Origin of the sequence: Bradyrhizobium arachidis, assembly GCF_024758505.1 — a bacterium.
Taxonomy (GTDB): Bacteria; Pseudomonadota; Alphaproteobacteria; order Rhizobiales; family Xanthobacteraceae; genus Bradyrhizobium; species Bradyrhizobium manausense_C.
This window is the reverse complement of the sequence record NZ_CP077970.1, coordinates 5,720,837-5,742,791: the sequence shown is the minus strand read 5'-3', so window position 1 is coordinate 5,742,791 and position 21,955 is coordinate 5,720,837. Positions and strand designations below refer to the sequence as shown.

Below are 21,955 nucleotides of genomic sequence, written 5' to 3'. Positions count from 1 at the left end.
AACTCATTGCGCGCGGCGGCGGGTCTTCATGTCGAGCCAGACGGCGAGAATGACGATGACGCCGGTGACGAGCGGCTGCCAGTTGGCGCTGACCGACAGCAGGTTCATGCCGTTGAGCACCAGTGTCAGGATCAGCGCGCCGATGAAAGTGCCGAACACCGTGCCGACGCCGCCGAACAGCGAGGTGCCGCCGATCAGGACGGCGGCAATCGCCGGCAGCGTCAGGCTCTCGCCGATATCAGCTTCCGCGGAATTCAGCCGCGACAGGAAGATGATCGAGGCGAGGCCCGCCATCGTGCCGGAGACGGCATAGACCAGCAGCAGGCGTCGTACGACGGGAATGCCCGACAGCCGCGCCGCCACCGGGTTGGCGCCGATCGCGTAGATCTCCTGGCCCCAGATCGTGCGCTGCGCGAACAGTGTGCCGATCGCGAGGAAGATCAGCAGCAGGTAGACCGGGATCGGCAGGCCGAACAGATAGCCGCTGCCGATCTGGCGGAAGCCCGCGGGGAAACCGTGAATGGTTTCGCCCGCCATGTACCAATAGCTGAGTCCGTTCAGCACCCAGAGCATGCCATAGGTAGCGATGAAGGAGGGGATCCGCAGCGCGGTGACCATGATGCCGTTGAGCAGACCGACGGTGCCGCCACAGGCGAGGCCCGTCAAAATGCCGAGCATCGGCGAGCCGGTATGGTGGATCACCGTGCCAGCAAGGCAGGCCGACAGCGCAACGTTGGCGCCGACCGAGAGGTCGAGGCCGGCGGTCAGCACCACCAGCGTCAGGCCCGAGGCGATGAAGAAGGTCAGGCTCGCCTGTCTCAGGACGTTGAGGATGTTGCCGAGGCTGAGGAACGAGTCCGTCAGGAATGACAGCGTGGCGCAGATCAGCAGTGCCGCGAGCAGCCGGTAGAACAGCTGAATCGCGTCCTGCGACAGGAAGGAGCGGGGCGGCGAGAGCGCCTCTTTGGTGATGTCGGTCATGACCGGCTCCGGAGGCCATCGAGGAACAGGGCGACGATGACGAGCACGCCGACGCTTGCGACCTGCACCGAGGATGGCAGCGAGATCAGGTTGAGGCCGTTGCGCAGCACGCCGACGGCGATCACGCCGAGGAGGGTACCGAGCAACCAGCCATTGCCGCGCTCGAACGAGGTGCCGCCGACCGCGACCGCCGCGATGGCATCAAATTCGAGGCCGAGGCCGGCGGTCGGATGGCCCGAGTTCATGCGTGCGGTCATCAAGAGGCCCGCGATGCCGGCCATGGTACCGCCAATCGCATAGACCGCGATCAACAGCCGGTTGGGCGAGAGGCCAGCATATTTCAGCGCCTCGCGGTTACCGCCGAGTGCAAAAATATAGGTGCCAAAGCGGGTGTGGTAGAGCAAGCCGTGAAACGCAGCATAGGTGACGAGCGCCATCACGATCGGGACGGGCACGCCAAGCAATGTCGCCGAATAGATGTCGCGGACGGAGTGGGGGATGCCGACCACGCTCTGGCCGTCGCTGACAATCAGCGACAGTCCCTGCGCCATGCCGAGCGTGCCCAGCGTTGCCACGAACGGCGGAATGCCGACGATTGCGACCAGCCAGCCGTTGACGGTTCCGAAGGCGGCACCCACGAGCACGGCGGCACCTAAGCCGAGCAGCATCGATTTGGTCGCGAGCGAAACGATGGCGACGCAGAGCGAGGTCAGCGTCAGCACCGCGCCCATCGAGAGGTCGAGGCCCTCGGTCATGATGATGAGCGTCATTGGCAGCGCCAGCATGGTCAGGATGGTCGACTGCACCAGCACATTAGAGAGGTTGGCAACGGACAGGAAGCCCGGCGCGATGGCGCCGAACAGCGCGATCAGCAGTACCAGCACCATGGCGACGCCGGGGATGCGCTGCAGCGGATTGGATTGCGAAATGACGGCGGCCTCACGCATGGTGCATCCCCAGTCGCACGATGTTCTCCTCGGTCAATTCGCTGCGTGACAAATGCCCGGCGATGCGTCCCTCGCGCATCACATAGGCGCGGTCGCAGACATGGCAGATCTCGACCTGCTCGGACGAGATCATCAGCGCCGCGGCGCCTTCGGCGACCAGACGGTCGATTAGGGCAAAAATCTCGGACTTGGCGCCGATGTCGATGCCGCGTGTCGGCTCGTCGAAGATGAAGAGCTTTGCGCCGGCCGCCAGCCACTTGCCGATCACGACCTTCTGCTGATTGCCGCCGGAGAGCAGTCCGACGGTCTGGCGCGCGCCGGGGGTGGCGATGCGAAGCTGCCGGATCAGGCCGTCGGCGGTCCGCAGAGCCCGGCGTTGATCGAACAATCCGCTCGGGAACAGCTTTCGAAGCGCCGAGACCACCAGATTGTCGCTGACCGAGCGCAGCAGCGCGAGGCCCTCGCTCTTGCGGCTCTCGGGGATCAGCGCGATGCCGCGGCGGGCCGCAATGTCAGGCTCGCCGGAAATCGTCTTGCCGTCGAAAATGATCTCGCCTGACGTGACGGGATCGGCACCAAAGATGGCGCGCGCGACCTCGCTGCGGCCGGAGCCGACCAGGCCGCACAGGCCTACGATCTCGCCGCGGCGTACCTCGATTTCGATGTCGGAGATGCCGGTGGGCGAGGTGAGGCCCTTCACCCGCAGCAAAACCTCGCCGGGCTTGTCGGCAAAATTGCGCGGATAGGTCATGTCGACGTTGCGGCCGACCATCATGCGAACGAGCTGGTCGGGCGTCACTTCGGCGGGACGCACGCCGTCGATGCGGCGGCCGTCGCGCAGCACGGTGATGCGGTCGCCGAGCGCAAACACCTCGGCCATGCGATGCGAAATGTAGACGATGGCGACGCCGTCGGCCTTCAGCCGGCCGATCAGCGCGAACAGCAATTCGGTCTCGCGGTCGGAGAGGGCGGCCGTGGGTTCGTCCATGACCAGGATGCGAGCATTCTGGCTGATCGCTTTCGCAATCTCGACCATCTGTTGCTGCGCCACGCCGAGCTTGTCGACGGTGACGCTGGGATCGATCTCGAAGCCGATCGTGTCGAGAACGCGCTTGGCATCCGTAAGAATCTTGCGGCGGTCGATGGTGCCGGGAATCCGGCCTTTGGGCTCGCGGCCGAGGAAGATGTTTTGGGCGATGTCGAGATGGGGGACGAGGGAGAATTCCTGGAAGATCACGGCGATGCCGAGCTTTTGAGCATCGGCGGTCGATGTGATGGCGACCTTCTCGCCCTTGTAGAAGAATTCGCCCGCGTCGGCGCTGTAGGCGCCGCATAGCACCTTCATCAGGCTCGACTTGCCGGCGCCGTTCTCGCCGAGCAGCATGTGGACTTCGCCGGGATAGACCGCGAAGGACACGTCATCCAGCGCCTTGACGCCGGGGAACTCCTTGCTGATGCCGCGCAGCTCGAGCAGCGGCACGGGCGAGGTGACCTCGATCGGGAGTGCGTCGCTCATGCTTTTGCTCCGCCGGCGAAGATCTTGCCTGGGTTCATCAGGCCGTTCGGATCGAGCGCCGTCTTGATCGACCGCATAACGTCGACGGCGTCTCCGAGCTCATCCGCGAGATAATCGATCTTGCCGAGGCCGATGCCGTGCTCGCCAGTGCAGGTGCCATCCATGGCGATGGCGCGGGCGACCATGCGGGCCTGGAGTGCCTTTGCGCCTTCGAGTTCGTCGGTATTTGCAGGATCGACCAGGATCAGCATGTGGAAATTGCCGTCGCCAACGTGGCCGACGATCGGTGCGGTGAAGCCGCTCTCGTCCGCATCGCGCCTCGTCTCGGTCAGGCATTCTGCCAGTCGCGAGATCGGCACGCAGACGTCGGTGATGACGGCACGTGCGCCTGGCCGCAGGCCCAGGCCGGCATAGAGCGTGTTGTCGCGGGCGTGCCAAAGCCGGCTGCGGTCCTCTTGCGCCTTGGCCCATTCAAAGCCGCGGCCGTCATGGTCGGCGGCAATCGCCTGCGCCGCCTCGGCCTGCTCGGCGACGGCGCCCTCCGATCCGTGGAATTCGAAGAACAGGGTGGGGGCCTCGCGGTAGCCGAGCTTTGCATAGGCATTGATGCCGCGCATCATGACGTCATCGAGCAGCTCGATGCGTGCGACGGGAATGGCAGATTGGATGATCGCAATTGCGGTGTCGACGGCACTATGCAGCGTGTCGAAGCTGCAGACCGCGGCCGAGATCGCCTGCGGCACGGGATGCAGCTTGAGCGTGATCTCGGTGATGATTCCGAGCGTGCCTTCAGCACCGACGAACAGCCGGGTCAGATCGTAGCCCGCCGCCGACTTGCGCGCGCGCTTGGACGTGCGGATCACGCGGCCATCGGCCAGCACGACCTCCAGCGCCATGACATTGTCCTTCATGGTGCCGTAACGCACGGCCATGGTTCCGGAGGCGCGGGTCGAGGTCATGCCGCCGATCGAGGCGTCCGCGCCGGGATCAATCGGGAAGAACAGGCCGGTGTTACGCAGCTCCGCATTGAGCTGCTTGCGGGTGATGCCGGGCTGTACCGCGACGTCCATGTCGCTGTCGTGTACCGCGAGCACCTTGTTCATGCGCGCGAAATCGAAGCAAACGCCGCCCGCGACCGAGGCGGCATTGCCTTCGAGCGAGGTGCCCGCGCCGAACGGCACGATGGGCGTGCCTGCACCGGCACACAGTTTTACGATCTCGGCGACCTCCGCCGTCGTCTCAGGAAATACGACGATGTCGGGCGGCAGTGCGCGATAATAGGACTCGCTTTGGCCGTGCTGATCGAGCACGCCGCGCGCGGTGCTGGCGCGCGGACCGATCAGCCCCGTCAGGCGATCGGCCAATGCTGCTGTGCTGACCCGCGGTCCCATCATTCCTCCCCGTCTGCTCCCTCGATGCTGGCGGACTCTTTTGGTCCGTTGCGGCTGGTCCGGCCTAGGCGGCTTGCGCGTTGCTCGCAAGCTGCTTCAGGCCGAAATCATAATTCAAATGGAAGTACTCTGCGTCCATCGTGCGACCATCTGGCGCACGGCCGGGCGGGCAGCGCACGAATTCGCGGATCAGGCTGTCCTTGACGCCGAACACCACGTCGGAGTCGAGATATTTGTCGCCGGCGACGAACACATGCGTCACGAGCTGTTCGAAGCCGGGCGCCGAGATCATGAAATGCACATGCGCGGGGCGCCAGGGATGCCGGCCCTGCGCCTCCAACATGTCGCCCACCGGTCCGTCGTGCGGAATCGGGTAGGGCGCTGGCTTGATCGACCAGAAATGGAAGCGGCCGTCGGCATCGGCGTGGAACCGCGCACGCATTGCGAGGTCGCCGATCTTGTCGAGCTGCTGCACGTCGTAATAGCCGTCATCATCGGAATGCCAGACATCGACCACGGCGTTCGCGAGCGGCCGTCCGTCGACGGTGGAGACCGAGCCGGTGACCAGCATCGGGTCGCCTTCCATCTTACCGGAGATGTCGTCGCCGCTGTTCTTCTCCGGCGCGGCCTGCACGAAGAAGGGCCCGAGCACCGTCGTTTCGGTCGCGCCTTCCGGCACGGGATGGTTGATCGCGTCGACCAGCATGGAGACGCCGAGTGTGTCGGACAGCAGGATGAACTCCTGGCGCTTGTCGTCGCACATGTGGCCGGTTCGGGTCAGGAAGTCGATGCCAAACTCCCACTCCTTCTGGGTCGGGCGCACCTCGCGGACAAAGGCGTGGAGGTGCCGGACCAGCGCTTCGCTCACCTGCTTGATGCGCGGGTCGGTCGCGCCCTCGATCCGCTCCAGCACGGCGTCCGTGATCGTGTTTTCGTTGAAGTTGCGCAAAGGGTGCCTCCGTTGATCAGAGCTTTGGTTCGCCAAGGTTGGGTTCGCCAAGGTTCGGCTCACCAAGCCCGGACAGTTTTTCGAGATGGCGGACGGTGGCGATGAAGTCGGTCTCGCCGTCGCCTTGCGCGACGATCGCGCCATAGGTCTCGCGCACCTGCGCTGCTAGCTGGAGCGGCACGCCGACCGCGTGGCCGGCGCCGAGGATGAGGTCGAGATCCTTTGCCATCTGCTTGCAAGAGAAGGTCGATTCGAAGTCGCGAGCTCGGAGCGGCGTGGTCTTGTACTTGACCATGGGGGAGGCGACGGCACTGTCGTCGAGCACCTTCAAGATGTCCTGCCAGCCGATGCCGCCCTTGCGCGCCAGCGCCAGGCTCTCCGCCATCATCGCCGCCGACACCGCGATCATCAAATTGACCGCGAGCTTGGCGTAACGCGCTTCCTCGCCCGGGCCGAGATAGGTCTGCGCGCGGGTAAAACTCGCGAACAGGGGCTTTGCGCTCTCGAACGCCTCCTTCGGCCCCGAGACGAAGCAGGTCAGCGCGCCCGTATGCACGATGCTAGCATTGCCGGACACCGGCGCACGGAGATAGGCGATGCCGCGCGCTTTTGCGGCGGCGTCGACCTCGGCGGAGGCTTCTGCGCTCACCGTGCTGGTCTCGATGAGAACCGAGTTCGGGGCCATCGCGCCAATGATGCCGCCGGCGCCGAGCATGACCGTATGCAGCGCCGCATCGTCTGGCAGCGAGGTGATAACGGCCGTGCGGTTCCTGACGGCTTCGGCGGCAGATCCAGCAATCGATATGCCCTGTGCCTGTGCGGCCGCGATCCGGGCCGCACTCTGGTCGAACGCCGTGACGGCATAGCCGGCCTTGGCGACGAGGGCCGACATCGGCAAGCCCATCTTGCCGATGCCGATCCACCCGATGTTCTTGGAAGCGTCTGTCATTGTTCTTGTCCGTTTGCCGTCTCAGGCGGCGCGCCCCTGCTTTTCGATGTCCTGCACCAGCCGCCGGCCGGATTGCACGAGCAACTCCTTTTTCCGATCGAGACCGTCGATCAGCAGCCGACCGTTCCGCTTCTTCCAGACACCGCCGATCATCACGGCCTCGATATTGGCAAGGCTCGTCTGCATCACCACGGTCGCGGCGGGGTCGTGCACCGGAAAGAGGTTGAGGTCGTCGGCGCTGATGACGACGAGGTCGGCGAGCTTGCCCGGGGTGAGCGAGCCGATCTCGCTCTCACGCCCCAGCATGCGCGCGCCGTCGGTGGTGACCCAGTGCAGCGCCTCGCGCACAGGAATCGTGGTCGTCTCCGGAATCGTGCCTTGAACCTTGCGCGACTCCGTATTGTCTAGCGCTCGCTGCATCGACAGCGCGACACGTACGGCGGAGAAGACGTCGCCGGGCAGAATGGATTCGAGGTCGACGCCGATCGTCGGTCGCACGCCGCGCTTCAGGAGCCGGCCGGTGATGGGAAAACCATGGCCCTGGATCATCTCGTTCTCCGGCGTGACCGAGAACGAGACGCCGAGATCGACGAGGCGCTGCAGGAGGTCGTCGGAGAGATCGTTGCCGTGGACGATATTGACGTTGGGCCCGACCAGGCCGGCCTCGATCAGCTTCTCCCAGCCGCCGGGCGTCTTCGCCGGACCGCCGCCCTGGTGCATCGAGGCGATCAGGCCCAACTCCCGCGCCAGGCGGAAATCGTGCATGGCGACATCGAGCGTCGAATAATGCGGGCCGAGAATGGCAAGCCCAAGCGTGACGAGGCCGTTGCGGTCGGCGAGGGGGCCCTTGAGCAGCCGTTCGACCTCGCGGCGCGGATGCGGCACTTCCGAGAAATGCGGCTCGCCCGGCTTGGGCTCAGGTTTTGGCGAGCCGTGGAAGAAGGCGGCGCGGATGCCGCTCTCGATCAAACCGCGCACGCCGGCATCGGTATGGGCAGGCGTCGGATTGTTGTGGCACCAGTCGACCAGCGTCGTGGTGCCGCAATTGATCTGGTTCAGCGCGCCGACCAGGGTGGCGATATGGATGTCCTCGGGCCGGAACACGGTTGCCAGCCCAGCATGCATGCGGCGAAAATATTCCAGCAGCGTCCAGTTCGCGGCAAAGCCGCGCAGGCCCGTCTGCCAGGTGTGCATGTGCGCGTTGATCAGGCCGGGGATGACGATGCGGCCACGGCCGTCGACGATCTCGGTCTCTGCCGCGCCGCTGCCGAGATCGATGTTGGGGCGCACGTCGGCGATCTTGCCGCCTTCGACCAGCACATCGCCGTCACGGAGATCGCCGATGCGATCGTCCATGCTCAGGACCGTTGCGAATCTGATCAGCGTGCGCCGCATGCCGTTCACGCCGCAACTCCCGTCGCGACCGGCGGCTCGCCGGCCCAGGCGCGCGCGATCAGGTCGCGGATGGCGTTGCGCTCGAGCGGGCGCGGATTCCAGTAGGCATTGGTCACCGCAAGATCGGCCGCCTTGTCGATACCGCTCTCGGGCATGCCGATGTCGCGCAGCGCCAGCTTTGCATTCAGTCGCCGCGCCAGATCGTAAAGACCCTGCGCTGCATCGCCGCCACCGATCGCGCGCGAGATCCGCTTCATCGCGTCGGGCACGGCTGTTGCGTTGTAGGCGAGCGCGTGTGGCAGCACGATGGTGTGGGTCTCCGCATGCGGCAGATCGAACGTGCCGCCGAGCGTGTGGCAGAGCTTGTGATGCAGGGCCATGCCGACAGTGCCGAGGCAGACGCCGCACAGCCAGGCGCCATAGAGCGCCTCGGTGCGGGCCTCGCGGTCATCGCTTCTGGCGGCAATCGCGGGCAGGGCGCGCGCGAGCGCGCGGATGCCTTCCTCCGCCATCAGCGAGGTCACGGGATTGGTGTCGCGGGCATAGAGTGCTTCGACTGCATGCGCGATCGCGTTGATGCCGGACGTCGCAGCGAGGCCCGCGGGAAGCGTCAGCGTCAGGTCGACATCGTAGATCACGGTTTCCGGCAATATCGCCGCGTCGCGCACTGTGGTCTTCAGGCCATTCTCGGTCTGGCCGACGATCGGTGTCATCTCCGAGCCGGCATAGGTGGTCGGAATGCAGAGCTGGTTGACGCCCGTACGTAAGGCCAGCGCCTTGCCGAGACCGGTGGTCGAACCGCCGCCGAGCGAGACGACGCAGTCGGCTTCGCAGGCCTGCATCGCCGCGAGCGCCTGCGCTGTCACCTCGACCGGGGTGTGCATGGTGGCGCCGGGAAAGATGCCGGCATAGAGCGATCCGAGCGCAGCACCGAGTTGCTTGCCTTGCGCCTCCTGCTGCGGTGTCGTCAGCACCAGCGCGCGCTTGCCGCCGAGGCGCTCGACCTCGGCCTTGGCCGCAGCCAGCGTTCCGCTGCCGAACACGACGCGGCAGGGCAGGTTTTCAAAGGTGAACGAACCGATCATGCGCCGGTCTCTTTGATGGGATAATCGACCTGGAAGCGCCCGATCCGCAAGTCGCCCAATTCCTCGCGCACGCGAAGATGTTCCGGGTGAGTGGCGTAGGCTTTTAGCGCGGCATCATCCCGGAACTCCGAGAACAGGACCACGTCGCAGGCATAATCGACATCACTGACGTCGACGCCGATTTCGATATGGGTGAGGCCGTCGATCCGGCCCTTCAGGCCCTCGAACAGGGTTTTGACCTTGGACCGGGCGGCGGCGCGCTCTGCAGGCGTCTCCCCACGCAGCCGCCACATTACGATGTGCCTGATCGGGCCTGACATTTCCCTGATTTCCTCGCCTGCCGTCTTGGTTGGTGCTATTTTTGCCTTGCAGAAATCGGAAATAAAGGTCAAAAATCGTAAGTCTCTTTTCCGATTTCAGCAAAAATGGACCGGCTTCTTCAGCTCGAAGTCTTCTCCAAGACGGCCGAACTCGGCAGCCTCTCCAAGGCCGCCGAGATATTGCGGATGTCGAACGCGGCGGCGAGCCGGCATCTCAGCGCGCTGGAGGATCGGCTCGCGGTTCGGCTGATCGAGCGCAACACGCGCAGGCAGTGGCTGACGGAGGCGGGGCAGGAGCTCTTGCAACGCTGCAGTACGCTGCTCAACGAACTCGCCGAGGCCGAGGATGCCGTCAGCGACCGCGCGCTGTCGCCGAAGGGCATGCTGCGCGTCACCAGCTCGCTGTCATTTGCGATGATCTATCTCGCACCGATGCTGCCGGCCTTCCGCGCGCTCTATCCGAACCTCAGCGTCCAGATCATCAGCGCCAACCGCTATCCCGATTTCATCGAGGCCGGCATCGACGTCGCGATCCGCACGCGCGAGCAGGAGCCCGACTCCAACATCATCGTGCGCCGCATCGGCCAGATGCGCCGCGTGCTGGCGGCCGCACCGTCCTATCTCGCAAGCCACGGCCGGCCGGAGCATCCCGCCGATCTCGCGCGCCACAACATGCTGATCTACAACCTCGCCAACGATCCCTATTCGCTGCGACTGCGGCGGAGCAATACGGCGCAGACTATCCGCATCGCGCCGACGCTCGACAGCAATGACGGCCAGGTGATCCGCGGTGCCGCGCTTGCCGGCCTCGGCATTTTGATCCAGCCGCTCTATATCGTGCAGGCCGACATCGTGGCCGGCAAGCTCGTCCCGATCCTGATGGACTGGGAGCTGCCGCTGCTCACCATGAACATCGCCTACCAGAACCGCGTGCGGCTGCCGGCCAAGATCAGGGTGTTTTCTGACTTTTTGGTCAAGCACATCCGCGAGCATTCGGATGCGGGTATCTGGATGGAGGCCAAGGATTAGCGCGAGCGAGGCGCCGACATATCAAAACGTGATAGCTGGTAGAAGCATCCTCTGCTTTCGCGGCATCGTCTCCTGCGCTATCAGCCGCAGTCGACCACCGCACAGGAGCCGTTGATGCGATTTGCCGCCGCCATCTTGTCCGTCGCCGTTCTCGCGAGCCCCGCTGCGGCCGAAGAGCTGTCCGGCACGCTGCAGAAGATCAAGGAAACGAAGCGGATCACGCTCGGCTATCAGGAAGCGTCGGTCCCGTTCAGCTATCTCGACGGCGACCAGAAGCCGGTCGGCTTTGCGCTCGATATCTGCCTCAGAATCGTCGACGTCACGAAGAAGCAGCTTAGCATGCCCGACATCGCGGTGGAGTTCTTGCCCGTAACGTCGTCGAACCGCATCCCCCTGATGGTGAACGGCACGCTTGACCTGCACTGCTCGGCGACCACCAACAACGCCGATCGCCAGAAGCAGGTCGCGTTCACAAACACGCACTTTTTGAGCGCGACCCGCTTTGCTGCCAAGAAGGCTGCAAAGATCAACACGATCGACGATCTAAAGGGCAAGGCCGTCACGGCCGTGGCCGGTTCTGTCAACCTGACGCAACTCGCCAAGGTCAACACCGAGCGCAATCTCGGCATCAACATTCAGCCCGCAAAGGATCAGGCTGAGGCCTTCCTGTTGCTCGAGACCGACCGCGCACAGGCCTACGCGCTCGACGACGTCCAGCTCGCGGTCGCCATTGCGCGCTCGAAAGAACCGTCGCTCTATATGATCAGCGAGGAGACCTTCTCCAAGCCCGAGCCCTACGGGATCATGCTGCGGCGGGAAGACGCCCCGTTCAAGGCGCTCGCCGATCGCGCGACGACGGAGCTCTATGCAAGCCCCGAGATCGAGGTGCTCTACAAGAAGTGGCTGCAATCGCCGACGCCGCCGAACGGGCTCAACTACAACGTCCCGATGTCGGCGGCGCTGAAGAATGCCTTCAAGAAGCCGAGCTCGAGCTTCGATCCTGATGTCTACGACATCACGAAGTAGCGCGACCAGTAGAGTGGCGCCTGCACGACGCCACTCCCTTGTCGACGGTGGACGCCCCGATCAGAACGAGCAGCCATAGGCGGTGAGCGAGGCCTTCGTCGCATCCATGGTTTGCTTGCACGTCGCCTCCATAGTCGCCTTCGTCGACGGATTCTTGGCGAGGTCGATCCACGCCTTGCGCGTCTGGTCGATCTGCGACTTGTACGTTGCGCGCTGCTCCGCGGGGACCTTGGACGCGACGCAGCTGTCGTATTTGGTCAGGAACTCGTCGCATGCAGCGATGCCAGTGCTCTGCGCGTGCGCCGCCGTGACACCCGCGAACAAGGCGACACTTGTGATGCCCGACAATATCCGTCGCCGATTCGCATTCGAACCTGCCGCGGCCTTCGATGTTGCTTGACGCATATCTCTTATTTCCATGTGACAATCTGAGTAGTTTCGAAGCGCCGGCAGGCGTCCGGCTTCGCCGGATCTCCCCGATCGATGCTCCAAGCATCTCGCACCGGCAAGTGGTCGGCGTTTCGGATGTTGGGCGGTTCGAGCGTTGAGCAGTTGGAGGCGAGACCGGGCACCAATGTGCCGGCGGCGAACGAATGTTCCGTCAATCTGGCGAGATTGTGGGAGATGACGCGATGACCGTAGCGTGGGTTGCGACATCGTGTGGTGGGGCACGACATCATAGCGCCACAGCAAAGCTGCGTGCCCACCTTCCGGCCTGGCTGAGAAGGGCGTATGGGCCGCGTGCGGCCGAGCGGCCGCCCGCGCATTGGAATACTTCTGTGCTTTGGCTACCAGGTCGCCGTAAAAGCCCGCTGTAGCTCAGCTGGAGCGGTGACGCCGCTCGCGATCAGAAGCTGGGTCAGAACCCGCGCCTTCTGCGGGTTCAGATCCTCCGAGACGACGAAGCCGTTCTTGTCGTCATCGACCTCGACGTTGCGCGTGACGAAGCCGGATCGAACGCGACTGGAGCGAACGACGATGACGCCCTTCTTGGCGGCGGCCTCGAGGGCTTCGAGTGCCTGCTTGGAGGTGTTTCCATCTCCGACGCCCGCCAGCACAATGCCCTTGGCGCCGTGCGAGATGGCGTCCTCGATCGGAATGGCGTCCATGTTGGCGTGGGAGTAGATGATTTCGACCCGCGGCAGGGGATCGCTCGCCGGCAAGGCATAGTTCGCCCGCTTCAGCCCGGAAGTCTGCGCCATGAAACGAATGCCGCCGGCTGAATCGACGTAGCCGATGGGTCCACCGTTCGGAGACACGAACGTCTCGATGCTCGTGGTGTTGGTCTTCGTTATCGAACGCGCCGCCTCGATCTTGTCGTTCAGCACGGCCATGACCCCGCGCCCGCGCGAGCGAGGATCGGAGGCGACCTGGATGGCTTCGTACAGATTGCCCGGGCCGTCCGCGCTGACGGCCGTGGCGGGACGCATCGAACCCACGATCACGACCGGCTTGTCGCCCTTGACCACGTTGTCGAGGAAAAACGCCGTCTCCTCGAGCGTATCCGTGCCGTGCGTTATGACGACGCCATCGGCTTCGTTCTTGTCAAAGGCTTGCTGAATGCGCTGAGCCAGGGCAAACCAGACCTTGTCATTCATATCCTGGGATCCGATCGCCGAGATCTGTTCGGCGTTCAACTTCGCCACCTTGTCCAGGCCCGGGACCGACTGGACCAGTTGCTCTCCCGTGATCTGACCGGATTTGTATGCACCTGTCGCGCGGGGATCTGCCTGACCTGCGATGGTCCCGCCGGTTGCGAGCACGAGAATGCGTGGCAGATTGGCAGCCGTGGTCGTGCCTTTGGCTGTTTCTTCGGCATATGCCGTCGTGCTGATCACCATTGATGAGATCGCCAAGGCGATCACGGGAACGGAGAGCATCGGGAGCGCGCTTCGCCGAAGGCTTGCTGGTCTGAGGGTATCCTTCGTCATCGAACTGACCTCCCGTTCCCTTGGCATCATTGCCTGGTTCCGGACGGTCGGTATTTTTGATGGCGTAATTTTGTCAACCTGCCATTGTAGGCCGTGATCAGGACGCGCGGCGGCGCCGCCGGCTCATGCGTTGGAGTATTTCTTCAGCTCCATGCGCGCGATCTGGTTGCGATGGACCTCGTCCGGTCCGTCGGCAAGCCTGAGCAGGCGGGCGGTGGCGTAGGCCTGGGTCAGACCAAAGTCGTTCGAGGTGCCGCCGCCGCCATGGGCCTGGATCGCCCAGTCGATGATCTGGCAGGCCATGTTGGGCACGGCGACCTTGATCATGGCGATCTCGGCCTTCGCCACCTTGTTGCCGACCGTGTCCATGGCGTGCGCGGCGTTTAGCGTCAGCAAACGCGCCTGCTCGATCATGATGCGGGCTTCGGCGATGCGCTCCTGCGTCACCGTCTGTTCCGACACCGGCTTGCCGAAGGTGATGCGGCTGCGCACGCGGCGGCACATCTTCTCCAACGTGCGTTCGGCAAGGCCAATGAGACGCATGCAGTGGTGGATGCGGCCGGGGCCGAGCCGTCCCTGCGCGATCTCGAAACCGCGGCCTTCGCCGAGCAGCATGTTCTCCCTGGGGACCCTGACGTTGGTGAAGATGACTTCCGAGGCACGATCCGGCACGCCGTAGAAGCCGAACACGGGCAGGGGACGCTTGACCTCGATGCCCGGCGTATCCATCGGCACCAGGATCATCGATTGCTGCTTGTGGCGGTCGGCATTGTCGGGGTCGCTCTTGCCCATGAAGATGCAGATCTTGCAGCGCGGATCGGTCGCGTTCGTCGTGTACCATTTGCGTCCGTTGATGACGTAATGGTCGCCATCGCGCACGATCGAGCTCTCGATGTTGGTCGCATCCGATGAGGCGACCGCGGGTTCGGTCATGGCAAAACAGGAACGGATTTCGCCCGCGAGCAGCGGCTTCAGCCAACGCTCCTTGTCCTTCTCGCTGCCGTAACGCTCCAGCACCTCCATATTGCCGGTGTCGGGCGCCGAGCAGTTGAAGACTTCGGGCGCCAGATGCGAGCGGCCCATCACCTCGCACAGCGGTGCATATTCGAGATTGGTCAGCCCCGCCCCGTGTTTGCTCTCCGGCAGGAACAGGTTCCAGAGCCCCTCGGCGCGTGCCAGCGGTTTTAGCTCCTCGACGACGGGATAGACCTTCCACGGCCCGAGTTCCTCGGCTTCGCGATAGAACCGCTCCTCGTTCGGATAGATGTGCCGGTCCATGAAGTTTTCGAGCTTGCGCTTGAGCTCGACGACTTTTGGCGACATGGGATAGAGCATCGGGACCTCCTGCTGAATCGATCAGGCGGCCGTCAGTGTAGAGGAGAACGCAGGGACTGTTGCGTTCTAAACGTTGCTGACATCAGCAACTCGACACAAGACGAGGCTAGCCGCGCACTCAATCCACTTCGAGATAGTCCGCATCCGGCAATCGAGGGAATGGCGCCGTCGGCAACGTCTGGTACCAGAACGCGACGGAGGCGATGTCGTCCTGGAGCGGCAGATATTTCGGCTCCTTGACACCATGGCGCCAGCCCAGCGCCTGGATCGTGACGCGAAAATCCCTCTGGAAGCGCACGGGATCGGTGATGTGCCAGCGGTACATGCCAAAACGCTGTTGCGAGCGGTAGACGCCGTCGGGCCGGATCACCTGCGGCAGGCCGGCATAGGGTGTGGTGAATTCCTGATAGCGCGACTGCGGGCCGCCGCTCTGGCCGGGATGCGCCAGCATCCACGGCACATAGGGATCGAAATTGTAGGCGCCGCAAAAATAGTCCTCGGTACCGGTGCCGCAGATGGTCGGGAAGTCGCCGTCGCCATCCATGAAGAACTTGATCTCGCCTTCGCCCCACCAGCCGTTGCTGTTGGTACCCCAGGCCATATACGTGCCGACATAGTGGCCGCGGCCGCTGACGCCTTCGAGAATGGTGTAGACGTCCTTGTAGGGCACGGGATTGGTACGGCGGAACTGCGCATGGAAATAAGCGCAATCCTCCGGCACCTCGGTGAGCATGTAGTTGATCTGGTAGTAGATGGTCAGCGCTTCTTCGCTGCGGTTCTCCAACGTGAAGCGCGCGCGCTTGCGAAAGGGCATTTCCCAATAGCAGTTGAAGCCGCGCCCGGGATTGACGCACACCGCGAGCGAGGAGACTTGCGCGTATTCTTCCCAGCCGCAGGCGAAGAAATCGCCGGCGGGGCATTCGACGCTCGGCTGCGCCTGCTCGTCCCAGTAGATGCGCAGAATGGAATGGCGGAGACGGCCGCGCGCCAGCGTCATCCATATCTGCTGGATCGCGCCCTGGCCCTCGATGTCGGCGAGCGTGAAGGTCGCGCCGGGCTCGATCACGACATAAGGCGAGATTTTCCAGCCCTGGCCGAGGCCGCGCGCCTGGCGCGCCGCGGGGCCGTCCACGGCCATGCCGCCCTTGCCCTTCTCGCCCGAAAAGTTCTCCGGGCTGATCGAGCGCGACTGTGCGTTGGACAGGCGCGACAGATTGCCGAGATGCAGGCCCAATCCGGAAAACACCATTTTGTCCTCGATCCCAAGGGGCGACCGGCCAGCTATATCGCGGCCGAATCTACCAAAAGGTGAAGACGATCGCGGACGGGAAAGGCCGCCGCGGCGAGGCGGCAGCCTTTCTGGGCAAGGGAGCTATCCGGCGCGGTATCCCCTGAACTTCTCGCGCAGCGCCGATTTCAGCACCTTTCCGGTGCCGGTCATCGGAAACTCGTCCAGAAACTCGACCGCATCAGGCATCCACCAGCTCGCGACCTTCGGGCGCATGTGGTCGAGCAGCGCCTTGGCCTCCACCGTCGTGCCCTTCTTGCGCACGACCAGGAGCAGGGGACGCTCCTGCCACTTCTCATGCGCGATGGCGACGACGGCGGCCTGCAGCACGTCCGGGTGCGACAGCGCGACGTCCTCGAGCTGGATCGAGGAGATCCATTCGCCGCCGGACTTGATCACGTCCTTGGAGCGATCGGTCAGCGTCACGTGCCCCTGCGCGTCGATCACCGCCATGTCGCCGGTGATCAGCCAGCCGTCGCGATCGACGCCTTCGTTCAACTTCATGTAGCCGGAGGCAACCCAGGGGCCCCTGGCGCGGAGATGGCCGACGGTCTTGCCGTCGCGCGGTAGCTCGTTCTCGCCGTCATCGACGATGCGCAACGCCGTGCCGAAGCAGGCGCGGCCCGACACCATGCGTCGGTCGAACTTTTCGGTGTCGCTGAGCTGCTCCGAGCCCGGTCGCAAGCTAGGCATCGAGCAGCCCAGTGCTTCCGTCATGCCCCAGGCCTGGATGTAGTCGACGCCGTAGTCACGTTTCAGCTTCTCGACCATCGCGCGCGGCGGCGCCGAACCGGATGACAGCGTCGCGCGGAGTGTCGAGAATTTGTTGCCGGTGCGACCGAGCCAGTCGAGCAGGATCAGCCAAAAGCTCGGCACGCCCGCCGACAGCGTCACCTTCTCGCCTTCGAGCAGCTCATAGAGCTTGTCCGGTTCGTAGTTGCGGCCGGGCAGTACCAGCTTCGAGCCGGTATAGGGCGCGGTGAACGGCATGTTCCAGCCATTGCCGTGGAACAGGGGCGCCATCGGCATCATCACCTCGCGCACGCCTTCCAAATGGCCGGGCAGGAAGTCGAAGCCGGAGCAGACCATGGTCTGCAACAAGGCGGCGCGATGTGAGTAGATCACGCCCTTCGGATTGCCTGTGGTGCCGGACGTGTAGCAGATCGTGGATGCGGACTTTTCGTCGAACACCGGCCAGGCAAATCCCGCGTCAGACTCCTTGGCCAGCAATTCCTCATAGCAATGCACATTGGCGAGCTTCGTCTCCGGCATCCGCTCGCGCGACGACATCACCACGTAAGCTTCGATGGTCTTCAGCTGCGGCGCAATCGCCTCCACGATCGGCAGCGTCGCCCGATCGATGAACAGCAGGCGGTCTTCGGCGTGGTTGATGATGTAGACGAGCTGCTCCGGGAACAGCCGCGGGTTGATGGTGTGCAGCACATAGCTCATGCCCGGCGCGGCATAGAACATCTCGAAATGGCGATGCGTATTCCAGGCGAGCGTACCGACGCGGTCGCTTTCCTTCATGCCGAGCCGCTTCAAGGCCAGCGCCATGCGCTTGATGCGCGGATGTGCATCCGCATAGGTGTAACGATGAATGTCGCCTTCGATCTCGCGCGCGACGATCTCCGCTTCGCCGTGATTGTCAGCGGCGTACTGGATCAGGCCGCTGATCAGGAGCGGCATATCCATCATCAATCCCTGCATCGTATCCTCCGGAAGGCCGCATCATTGCGCGGCTCAGTTGGCGGAACGTTAGCCGAGGATCATTCCAGGTTCACCTGAAAACCGCCGATGTGATTGCGCGTATCGACTGTTTTGCGTTAACTGGCGTGCGCGGCGTGAGATCGCGTTGACGGGAGAAAAATCGATGTCAGCGGAAAAACACAAGACTGGCACGGAAGGCACAGCCAGCGTCGATGTCTCCGCACTTCGCGCGCGCTATCGTAGCGAGCGCGACCGTCGTTTGCGCAGCGAAGGCAAGGCGCAGTATGTCGAGGTGACAGGCGGCTTCGGTCGCTATCTCGACGACCCCTGGGCCGATCCGGGCTTTACACGTTCACCGATTACCGAAGAGACGGAAGTCGTCATTGTCGGCGGCGGTTTTGGCGGTCTCTTGTGCGGCGCGCGGTTGCGTGCGGCCGGCATCGACGATTTCCGCATGGTGGAAAAGGCTGCCGACTTCGGCGGCACCTGGTACTGGAATCGCTATCCGGGTGCCGCCTGCGACACCGAGAGCTACATCTACCTGCCGCTGCTGGAAGAGACCGGCTACATGCCGGTGCGCAAATATGCGCGCGCGCCAGAAATCTACGAGCACTCCCGCCGCATCGGCCGTCATTTCGATCTCTACGAGCGCACGCTGTTCCAGACCACCATCTCGCGCATGACATGGCAGGAGAAGGAATCGCGCTGGCAGGTCGAGACCGATCGCGGTGACAAAATTCGTGCGCGCTTCGTGATCCTCGCCGGCGGTCCGTTGAGCCGGCCGAAACTTCCGGGCATCCCAGGCATTGAAAGTTTCAAAGGCCACAGCTTCCACACCAGCCGCTGGGATTACGGCTACACCGGTGGCACGGCGGAGGGGAATCTCACCGGCGTTGCCGACAAGCGCGTCGGCATCATCGGCACCGGGGCCACCGCCGTGCAATGCGTGCCACATCTCGGCCACTCCGCGAAGGAGCTCTACGTCTTCCAGCGCACGCCGTCCGCGATCGGCGTGCGCGACGATCGTCCGACCGACGACGTCTGGGCGAAGAGCCTGCGGCGAGGCTGGCAGCGCGAGCGCATGGACAACTTTACCGCCGTCATTTCCGGCGAACCGTTCGAGCAGGACCTCGTGCAGGACGGCTGGACTGGCCTCCTCGGCGAAATTCTGCTCGCGCCGCGCCGCCAGCCGGAGCCGGTGACCTCCATCGAGCAGGCGCTGAAGGTGATCGAGCAGGCGGACTATCGGAAGATGGAAGAGATCCGCGCCCGCGTGGACGCTCTCGTTGAGGATTCGGCGACCGCGGAGGCGCTAAAGCCCTGGTACAAGGCCTTTTGCAAGCGGCCTTGCTTCCACGACGAGTATCTCCAGACCTTCAATCGGCCCAACGTGCATCTTGTCGACACCAAGGGGCAGGGCGTCGAGCGTATCACCGAGAACGCGGTCGTCGCGGACGGCAAGGCTTATGAACTCGACTGTCTGATCTATGCCAGCGGTTTTGAGGTCGGTACCGACTATGCCCGCCGCATGGGCTTTGAGGTCTACGGCCGCGAGGGCCTTAGTCTCAGCGAGCGCTGGCGCGGTGGTGTGCAGACGCTGCACGGCTTTTACAGCCGCGGCTTCCCCAACTGCTTCCTCATCGTCACGGTGCAGGCGGGCCAGAGCGCAAATTTCCCGCACATCATCGACGAGCAGTCGCAGCACATCGCCTATGTGATCAAGGAGGCGCGCAAGCGTGGGGCCCAAACACTGGAGCCGACGCTTGCGGCCGAGAACGCCTGGGTTGATGAGGTCGTCAAGGCTGCGCTGGGACGCCAGACCTATCTCGCGGAATGCACGCCCGGCTATTACAACAATGAGGGCGTGTTCGATCCCATCGCCGCCCGCAACAGCCAGTATTGGCGCGGGCCCGTCGCATTTCTCAGGCTTCTCGATCGCTGGCGCAAAGACGGCCAGCTTGAGGGGCTGGAGTTGACGTATGAGACGGTCGCATCGCCGGCCCTGGCCAAATGATGATCCCGACAGGCGCAACGCGACTCTATGTCATCGTGGGCGATCCCATCGCACAGGTGCGCTCGCCGGCGGGCGTGACGGAGGCCTTTGCCGCGCGCGGCCATGACGCCATCCTCGTACCCGTCCAGGTCGCGTCAGCGGATTTGCCGGGTTTCTTGTCGGTGGCAGGGCGGCTGAAGAATCTTGATGGTATCGTTGCGACCATTCCGCACAAATTCACCTGCTACCAGGCCTGCGCGAGCGCGACCGACCGCGCACATTTTCTGCAGACCGTGAATCTGATGCGCCGCCAGGCGGACCGCACATGGCATGGCGACATGGTGGACGGGCTCGGCTTCCTCGGCGCCGCGCGATCCAAGGGGATTGATCCCAACGGCATGCGCGCCTTGCTGGTCGGCGCGGGCGGGGCAGGGTCCGCGATTGCACTTGCCCTGATCGAGGCCGGTGTCAGCGAGCTCGCCATCCACGACAGCGCGACCGAGCGCCGCGACGCACTGATCGAGCGGCTGAACAGGCTCGGCAAGGGCCGCGCGCGGCGAGGGTCCGACGACCCCACCGGCTTCGATTTCGTCGCCAACGCCACGCCTGCGGGAATGAAGGCCGGCGATCCGCTGCCCGTCGACGTCACGAGACTCGCACCGTCGACCTATTGCGGCTGCGTCATCACCGTGCCCGAAATCCCGCCCTTCATCGCCGCCGCGCGACGGATCGGCTGCGTCACGGCGACCGGAACTGACATGTACCGGCAGCACCAGGGCATCATGGTGGATTTCCTGCTCGGGCATGGCGGCGACGGGATGTGACCGTTCATCAGGTGTCAAGCCTCCCGCGCGCCGCGATTGTGACGCCCGCGGCTTGAGAATTCCGCATTGCCGTAGGATCATGCGAGCACGACTCCAAGACAGGGAATCCCGGATGACCAAGGGCAGGACGATCGCGACGGCTTTTCTCGGCACGATGGCGCTGCTCGGCGGCTTCGGATTACGCGCCGAGGCTGCGCAATGCGGCAGTTCGCCGGCCGGCTTCGAGGGCTGGAAGCGCGAGTTCAGCGCGGAGGCGCATGGCAAGGGTATCGGCCAGACTGCGATCGCTGCCTTGATGCAGGCAAACTATGCCAGCGCCACCATCAACGCCGACCGCAGCCAGCGCAGCTTTTCGCTGACGCTCGACCAGTTCCTCGCCAAGCGCGGCGCCACCACCATTGTGGCCAAGGGACGGCAGCTCAAGCAGTCGCAGGCGGCGCTGTTTTCGTCGATCCAGCAACGCTACGGCGTGCCACCGGGGCCGTTGATCGCGATCTGGGGCATGGAGACGGGCTTTGGCAGCCAGCGGGGCAACCAGAACATGCTGTCGTCGATTGCGACGCTGGCGTACGACTGCCGGCGTCCAGAATTCTTCACCGACCAGCTCTATGCAGCGCTGAAGCTGATCGACCGCGGCGTGCTGACGGGCGCAACGCGCGGCTCGATGCACGGCGAGGTCGGCCAGACCCAGTTCATGCCGAAGAACATTTTGGCCTATGGTACCGGCAATCTCGAGAATGCTGCCAACGCGCTCAATTCAACCGCTGCGTTCCTGAAGGCCCATGGCTGGCGGGCGGGTGCCGGCTACCAGCCGGGCGAGCCGAATTTTGCGGCCATCGAAGCCTGGAACGCCGCCGGTGTGTACCAGAAGGCGATCGCGCTGATGGGGCGGCAGATCGATGAGGGCGGCGGACAGGCCGCCCGGTAACTTTCAGAAGTGCGTGGTGCGATAGGCGTCGAGCGCGTGCGCCGCGAAAACGCCGATGCTGCAAAGGGCAAGAACGGCCGAGATCAGCTCGATCATAGCTCGTCCTCCCGCAGTGGCTGGGCGATGAGGCATTGGCCGCAGGCATAGTCGGAGATCAGGCTGAAAAGGAATTCCATGGTGGCCGTCCCTGTATGATTTTGCAGGGATGATAGCCGACCCTCTGTTTCAGGAATGTTTCGTGGATTTGGGAAAGGGGTTTCGTCGGAACCCTGGTGCAGGATTGGGCATAGGATTTGGGCGGGCGTTCGAGCCGGCCGACTGCTAGCGTGACGGTGTTGCCAAGCAGATTTCAGCTGAT

The 21,955-nt window shown here is 64.0% G+C and carries 19 protein-coding genes; 5 read left to right on the top strand and 14 right to left on the bottom strand.

Annotated elements, in window-relative coordinates; all coding sequences use genetic code 11:
* Nucleotides 1-3: 3 nt before the first annotated feature.
* The 9 genes from KUF59_RS26665 to KUF59_RS26625 form a co-directional block, all read right to left on the bottom strand.
* Complete coding sequence (locus KUF59_RS26665; protein WP_212459070.1) at nucleotides 4-981, bottom strand: ABC transporter permease; 978 nt, start codon at nucleotides 979-981, stop codon at nucleotides 4-6.
* Nucleotides 978-1,928, bottom strand: a complete 951-nt coding sequence (locus KUF59_RS26660) for an ABC transporter permease (protein WP_212459069.1) — start codon at nucleotides 1,926-1,928, stop codon at nucleotides 978-980. The genes KUF59_RS26665 and KUF59_RS26660 overlap by 4 nt, the downstream gene beginning before the upstream one ends.
* Nucleotides 1,921-3,444 (bottom strand): sugar ABC transporter ATP-binding protein, encoded by a 1,524-nt coding sequence (locus KUF59_RS26655; RefSeq protein ID WP_258767230.1) that lies wholly within the window; start codon nucleotides 3,442-3,444, stop codon nucleotides 1,921-1,923. Before KUF59_RS26655 ends, KUF59_RS26660 begins: the two co-directional genes overlap by 8 nt.
* The gene (locus KUF59_RS26650; RefSeq protein ID WP_212459300.1) at nucleotides 3,441-4,835 is read right to left on the bottom strand and encodes an FAD-linked oxidase C-terminal domain-containing protein; all 1,395 of its coding nucleotides are present in this window, start codon (nucleotides 4,833-4,835) and stop codon (nucleotides 3,441-3,443) included. Before KUF59_RS26650 ends, KUF59_RS26655 begins: the two co-directional genes overlap by 4 nt.
* A gap of 64 nt (nucleotides 4,836-4,899) precedes the next feature.
* Nucleotides 4,900-5,784, bottom strand: a complete 885-nt coding sequence (locus KUF59_RS26645) for an intradiol ring-cleavage dioxygenase (protein ID WP_212459067.1) — start codon at nucleotides 5,782-5,784, stop codon at nucleotides 4,900-4,902.
* 16 nt (nucleotides 5,785-5,800) lie between these two features.
* Nucleotides 5,801-6,733: an NAD(P)-dependent oxidoreductase gene (locus KUF59_RS26640; RefSeq protein ID WP_212459066.1), complete on the bottom strand. Its 933-nt coding sequence runs from the start codon at nucleotides 6,731-6,733 to the stop codon at nucleotides 5,801-5,803.
* A 21-nt stretch (nucleotides 6,734-6,754) separates the two neighbouring features.
* Nucleotides 6,755-8,128, bottom strand: a complete 1,374-nt coding sequence (locus KUF59_RS26635; protein ID WP_212459299.1) for an amidohydrolase family protein — start codon at nucleotides 8,126-8,128, stop codon at nucleotides 6,755-6,757.
* 5 nt (nucleotides 8,129-8,133) lie between these two features.
* A complete protein-coding gene (locus KUF59_RS26630) occupies nucleotides 8,134-9,213 on the bottom strand; it encodes a maleylacetate reductase (protein WP_212459065.1) in 1,080 nt (359 codons plus the stop codon).
* Complete coding sequence (locus tag KUF59_RS26625; protein ID WP_212459298.1) at nucleotides 9,210-9,533, bottom strand: Dabb family protein; 324 nt, start codon at nucleotides 9,531-9,533, stop codon at nucleotides 9,210-9,212. Before KUF59_RS26625 ends, KUF59_RS26630 begins: the two co-directional genes overlap by 4 nt.
* Before the next feature lie 105 nt (nucleotides 9,534-9,638).
* On the opposite strand from KUF59_RS26625, the gene KUF59_RS26620 reads away from it, so the two are divergent.
* Nucleotides 9,639-10,562 carry a LysR family transcriptional regulator gene (locus tag KUF59_RS26620; protein ID WP_212459064.1) on the top strand — a complete coding sequence of 308 codons (924 nt, stop codon included), beginning with the start codon at nucleotides 9,639-9,641 and terminating at the stop codon, nucleotides 10,560-10,562.
* A gap of 114 nt (nucleotides 10,563-10,676) precedes the next feature.
* Entirely contained in the window at nucleotides 10,677-11,588 is a 912-nt protein-coding gene (locus KUF59_RS26615; RefSeq protein ID WP_212459063.1) for an amino acid ABC transporter substrate-binding protein, read from the top strand.
* Nucleotides 11,589-11,648: 60 nt separating this feature from the next.
* Here KUF59_RS26615 and KUF59_RS26610 read toward each other — a convergent pair whose 3' ends face one another.
* The 5 genes from KUF59_RS26610 to KUF59_RS26590 form a co-directional block, all read right to left on the bottom strand.
* Nucleotides 11,649-11,993, bottom strand: a complete 345-nt coding sequence (locus KUF59_RS26610; RefSeq protein WP_258767229.1) for a hypothetical protein — start codon at nucleotides 11,991-11,993, stop codon at nucleotides 11,649-11,651.
* 383 nt (nucleotides 11,994-12,376) lie between these two features.
* Nucleotides 12,377-13,519 (bottom strand): asparaginase, encoded by a 1,143-nt coding sequence (locus KUF59_RS26605; protein WP_212459061.1) that lies wholly within the window; start codon nucleotides 13,517-13,519, stop codon nucleotides 12,377-12,379.
* Between the two features lie 123 nt (nucleotides 13,520-13,642).
* Nucleotides 13,643-14,854, bottom strand: coding sequence for an acyl-CoA dehydrogenase family protein (locus KUF59_RS26600; RefSeq protein ID WP_212459060.1), 1,212 nt, complete (start codon nucleotides 14,852-14,854; stop codon nucleotides 13,643-13,645).
* A 118-nt stretch (nucleotides 14,855-14,972) separates the two neighbouring features.
* Entirely contained in the window at nucleotides 14,973-16,103 is a 1,131-nt protein-coding gene (locus KUF59_RS26595; protein WP_212459059.1) for a glycoside hydrolase family 172 protein, read from the bottom strand.
* Nucleotides 16,104-16,226: 123 nt separating this feature from the next.
* Nucleotides 16,227-17,852: a long-chain fatty acid--CoA ligase gene (locus tag KUF59_RS26590; RefSeq protein ID WP_212459058.1), complete on the bottom strand. Its 1,626-nt coding sequence runs from the start codon at nucleotides 17,850-17,852 to the stop codon at nucleotides 16,227-16,229.
* A gap of 163 nt (nucleotides 17,853-18,015) precedes the next feature.
* On the opposite strand from KUF59_RS26590, the gene KUF59_RS26585 reads away from it, so the two are divergent.
* From KUF59_RS26585 to KUF59_RS26575, 3 genes are all read left to right on the top strand, one after another.
* Nucleotides 18,016-19,866, top strand: coding sequence for a flavin-containing monooxygenase (locus KUF59_RS26585; RefSeq protein WP_212459057.1), 1,851 nt, complete (start codon nucleotides 18,016-18,018; stop codon nucleotides 19,864-19,866).
* Nucleotides 19,866-20,669 carry a shikimate dehydrogenase family protein gene (locus tag KUF59_RS26580; RefSeq protein WP_212459297.1) on the top strand — a complete coding sequence of 268 codons (804 nt, stop codon included), beginning with the start codon at nucleotides 19,866-19,868 and terminating at the stop codon, nucleotides 20,667-20,669. The genes KUF59_RS26585 and KUF59_RS26580 overlap by 1 nt, the downstream gene beginning before the upstream one ends.
* A gap of 112 nt (nucleotides 20,670-20,781) precedes the next feature.
* On the top strand, nucleotides 20,782-21,597 hold the full coding sequence (locus tag KUF59_RS26575; protein WP_212459056.1) for a lytic murein transglycosylase: 816 nt from the start codon (nucleotides 20,782-20,784) through the stop codon (nucleotides 21,595-21,597).
* Nucleotides 21,598-21,955 lie beyond the last annotated feature (358 nt).

Excerpts from the sequence above, each read along its gene's own strand:
- KUF59_RS26595 (WP_212459059.1), bottom strand. The coding sequence starts at position 16,103 with ATGGTGTTTTCCGGATTGGGCCTGCATCTCGGCAATCTGTCGCGCCTG.
- KUF59_RS26585 (WP_212459057.1), top strand. The coding sequence starts at position 18,016 with ATGTCAGCGGAAAAACACAAGACTGGCACGGAAGGCACAGCCAGCGTC.
- KUF59_RS26660 (WP_212459069.1), bottom strand. The coding sequence starts at position 1,928 with ATGCGTGAGGCCGCCGTCATTTCGCAATCCAATCCGCTGCAGCGCATC.
- KUF59_RS26615 (WP_212459063.1), top strand. The coding sequence starts at position 10,677 with ATGCGATTTGCCGCCGCCATCTTGTCCGTCGCCGTTCTCGCGAGCCCC.
- KUF59_RS26635 (WP_212459299.1), bottom strand. The coding sequence starts at position 8,128 with ATGCGGCGCACGCTGATCAGATTCGCAACGGTCCTGAGCATGGACGAT.
- KUF59_RS26650 (WP_212459300.1), bottom strand. The coding sequence starts at position 4,835 with ATGGGACCGCGGGTCAGCACAGCAGCATTGGCCGATCGCCTGACGGGG.
- KUF59_RS26625 (WP_212459298.1), bottom strand. The coding sequence starts at position 9,533 with ATGTCAGGCCCGATCAGGCACATCGTAATGTGGCGGCTGCGTGGGGAG.
- KUF59_RS26665 (WP_212459070.1), bottom strand. The coding sequence starts at position 981 with ATGACCGACATCACCAAAGAGGCGCTCTCGCCGCCCCGCTCCTTCCTG.
- KUF59_RS26655 (WP_258767230.1), bottom strand. The coding sequence starts at position 3,444 with ATGAGCGACGCACTCCCGATCGAGGTCACCTCGCCCGTGCCGCTGCTC.
- KUF59_RS26575 (WP_212459056.1), top strand. The coding sequence starts at position 20,782 with ATGACCAAGGGCAGGACGATCGCGACGGCTTTTCTCGGCACGATGGCG.
- KUF59_RS26600 (WP_212459060.1), bottom strand. The coding sequence starts at position 14,854 with ATGCTCTATCCCATGTCGCCAAAAGTCGTCGAGCTCAAGCGCAAGCTC.
- KUF59_RS26580 (WP_212459297.1), top strand. The coding sequence starts at position 19,866 with ATGATCCCGACAGGCGCAACGCGACTCTATGTCATCGTGGGCGATCCC.
- KUF59_RS26605 (WP_212459061.1), bottom strand. The coding sequence starts at position 13,519 with ATGACGAAGGATACCCTCAGACCAGCAAGCCTTCGGCGAAGCGCGCTC.
- KUF59_RS26620 (WP_212459064.1), top strand. The coding sequence starts at position 9,639 with ATGGACCGGCTTCTTCAGCTCGAAGTCTTCTCCAAGACGGCCGAACTC.
- KUF59_RS26630 (WP_212459065.1), bottom strand. The coding sequence starts at position 9,213 with ATGATCGGTTCGTTCACCTTTGAAAACCTGCCCTGCCGCGTCGTGTTC.
- KUF59_RS26640 (WP_212459066.1), bottom strand. The coding sequence starts at position 6,733 with ATGACAGACGCTTCCAAGAACATCGGGTGGATCGGCATCGGCAAGATG.
- KUF59_RS26590 (WP_212459058.1), bottom strand. The coding sequence starts at position 17,852 with ATGCAGGGATTGATGATGGATATGCCGCTCCTGATCAGCGGCCTGATC.
- KUF59_RS26610 (WP_258767229.1), bottom strand. The coding sequence starts at position 11,993 with ATGCGTCAAGCAACATCGAAGGCCGCGGCAGGTTCGAATGCGAATCGG.